The 2,552-nt window shown below is 67.6% G+C and carries 3 protein-coding genes; all 3 read right to left on the bottom strand.

Annotated features, from left to right (window positions below):
* Nucleotides 1-340 (bottom strand): nicotinate-nucleotide--dimethylbenzimidazole phosphoribosyltransferase (locus EOC93_RS33255; RefSeq protein WP_206532301.1); only part of this gene is annotated, 340 nt, incomplete at its 3' end.
* Nucleotides 341-364: 24 nt separating this feature from the next.
* Complete coding sequence (locus tag EOC93_RS33260; RefSeq protein ID WP_127206729.1) at nt 365-1,132, bottom strand: adenosylcobinamide-GDP ribazoletransferase; 768 nt, start codon at nt 1,130-1,132, stop codon at nt 365-367.
* Nucleotides 1,129-2,442 carry a cobyrinate a,c-diamide synthase gene (locus EOC93_RS33265; protein ID WP_127206730.1) on the bottom strand — a complete coding sequence of 438 codons (1,314 nt, stop codon included), beginning with the start codon at nt 2,440-2,442 and terminating at the stop codon, nt 1,129-1,131. The genes EOC93_RS33260 and EOC93_RS33265 overlap by 4 nt, the downstream gene beginning before the upstream one ends.
* Nucleotides 2,443-2,552: the final 110 nt, after the last annotated feature.

Here is a 2,552-nt window from a genome sequence, read left to right on the forward strand (position 1 = left end):
GCTCCGCACCGGCGATGCGGGCAAGCTGGTTGATGGCGGCACCGCCGCCGGCGAAATTCGCCACCATCTGCACGGTGACCTCCGACGGGAAGGCCGACACGCCCTGTGCGGTGACGCCGTGGTTGCCGGCGAATACGAAGACTTTGACGCGGTCGAGCTGCGGCATGTCGCGGCCCTGCCAGCGGGCCAGCCAGGCGGCGATGCTCTCCAATCGGCCAAGACTGCCTTGCGGCTTGGTCAGCGTGTCCTGGCGGCGGGCAACGGCACTGGCCGCGGCGTCGCTGCCCGCAGGCAGATCGAGGCAGGTCGCGCGCAGTTCATCGAGCGATTTGAAAGGCATGGGGGCAAAGTCTCCGAAACAGAGTCAGGAAAGGCAAACGGAAGCGACGAGCAGGACTGCGATTTCGCCAGACTGCTGCAGGGCGCCGACCGTGTCGCCGGTCTGGCCGCCGATCTGGTTGCGGCACAGCTCGCGGAAGGCGGCAAACAACAGGCCGAGCAGGATGAATGCAGCGACCGCGCCACCGAACCCTAGCGCCAGCAGCGCCACGGCGCCGAGCACGGCACCGGCAATGGCGGTTTCGGCCGACACCATGCCTGCGTCGGCCGAGAGCCCGTCGCTGCGAGCTGCCGGCAATAGATGCATGAAAGCGCCGAACAAGCCGCGCGAAGCGGCATGCGCGGCGATGAGGGCCAAGAACACGTAGACGGGGCCAGCGAAACCCGAAAGCACGCTCCAGCGGATTAGCAGCGAGATGCCGAGCGCGCAGGCGCCATAGGCGCCAATACGGCTGTCGCGCATGATCTCCAGTTTTTTCTCGCGCGTCTTGCCGCCGCCAAAACCGTCGGCGACATCCGAAAGCCCGTCTTCGTGTATGCAGCCGGTGGCGAGCAAGGTTGCGGCAAGGGCAAGTGCCGCTGCCGGGCCGGCGCCAAGGCCGAGCCAGGTCCCGACCGCGTAGACCAACGCGCCAATCAGAGCGACGGCGAGGCCCGCGACGGGCGCTGCCCAGATCGCAGCCGCAAGGCTGCGGTCCCGAAAATCGACGACCGGCAGCGGCAGCCGCGTGAAGAAGACGAGGCAGAGCGCGATGTCGTCGAGGGCTTGCCGGGGTGAGGGGACGACCGTCATTCGCCTCTCGCAATGGCATGGAAGAACGTGCCGCTGACATGGCCGCGCCGATAGCCGGAGGCGCCGAGCGGATTGCCCTGGCCATCAGCGAGGTCGGCCAGCGGTTCGTCATTGCCGGTCGCGGTCATCTGCGCATAGTGGAATTCATGGCCGCGGATCAGCGTGCCTTGGGCTCCCAGCGGGCAATCGGCCCGCAGCCGCGCCTCGCGGTAGCCGAGATTCATCTTCCGTTTGGCAAAGCTGGTCGAGTGACCGAGCAGGCCGAGCATCCTGTGCGTCTCGCCCGATGCATCCTCCAGCGCCTCGCCGAGCACCATGAAGCCGCCGCACTCGCCGTGCACCGGCCGTGTTGCGGAAAACGCTTCCATGCCGGCCCTGAAATTCGCAGCCGCCGCGAGGCGGCCGGCATGCAGCTCGGGATAGCCGCCGGGCAGCCAGCAGACATCGCAACTGTCGCTGGGCGCTTGGTCGGCGAGCGGCGAGAAGGGAATGATTTCCGCCCCGGCCTTGCGCCAATGCGTGGCGACGTGCGGATAGAGGAAGGTGAAGGCTGCATCCTGGGCCAGTGCGATGCGCTGGCCGGGCGGCGGTAGCGCATCGCCGAAACTGCCGGGAGCGGGCGCGAATGGCGCCGCCAGCGCCATGATGGCGTCGAGGTCGAGCGAGCGTTCGACCATGTCGGCCAGCCGGTCGAGATGCGCCATCAAATTCTCATATTCGCCGGCCTGGACGAGGCCGAGATGGCGCTCCGGAAGGTTGAGCGTCGGGTCTCGCAATATGGAGCCGACGACAGGCAGACCGATCGCCTCGATGGCATCACTGCAAAGCCGCCGGTGACGCTCGCTGCCCAGCCGGTTGAGCACGACGCCGGCCATGCGCACATCGGGGTCGTAAGTAGCAAAACCCTTGGCGACGGCTGCCGCCGTGGTCGACTGTCCGGAAACGTCGAGCACCAGCAGTACAGGCAGGCCGTAGAGCCGGGCGAGGTCTGCGGCCGAGCCGGTGCGGCCCGGAGCAGATGGGATGCCGTCGAACAGGCCCATGGCGCTTTCGAGGAAGATGAAATCGGCATCTTCGGTCGCGTCACTTGCCAGCGCGTTGAGCAACGCAGGCGGCATCGCCCAACTGTCCAGATTGACGCCGGACAAGCCCGTGGCGGCTGTGTGGAAGCCGGGGTCGATATAATCGGGGCCGGATTTGGCGCCGCGCACTTTCAGGCCGCGCCGGGCGAGTGCGCGCAAGATGCCGATGGTGACGCTGGTCTTGCCCGAACCCGAGCGTGGTGCGCCGATGATGATCGCGCGGGTCATGGCTCGCCCGCCAATGCCGCGCGCATCGCAACGATGCCGCCGACGACGATCAGCGCCGGTGAGGTCAACCCGGCTGCAGCCGCTTCCTCGGCGATGGTGGCGAGCGTGGC

It is taken from the genome of Mesorhizobium sp. M6A.T.Ce.TU.002.03.1.1, from assembly GCF_003997275.1.
Classification (GTDB): domain Bacteria; phylum Pseudomonadota; class Alphaproteobacteria; order Rhizobiales; family Rhizobiaceae; genus Mesorhizobium; species Mesorhizobium mediterraneum.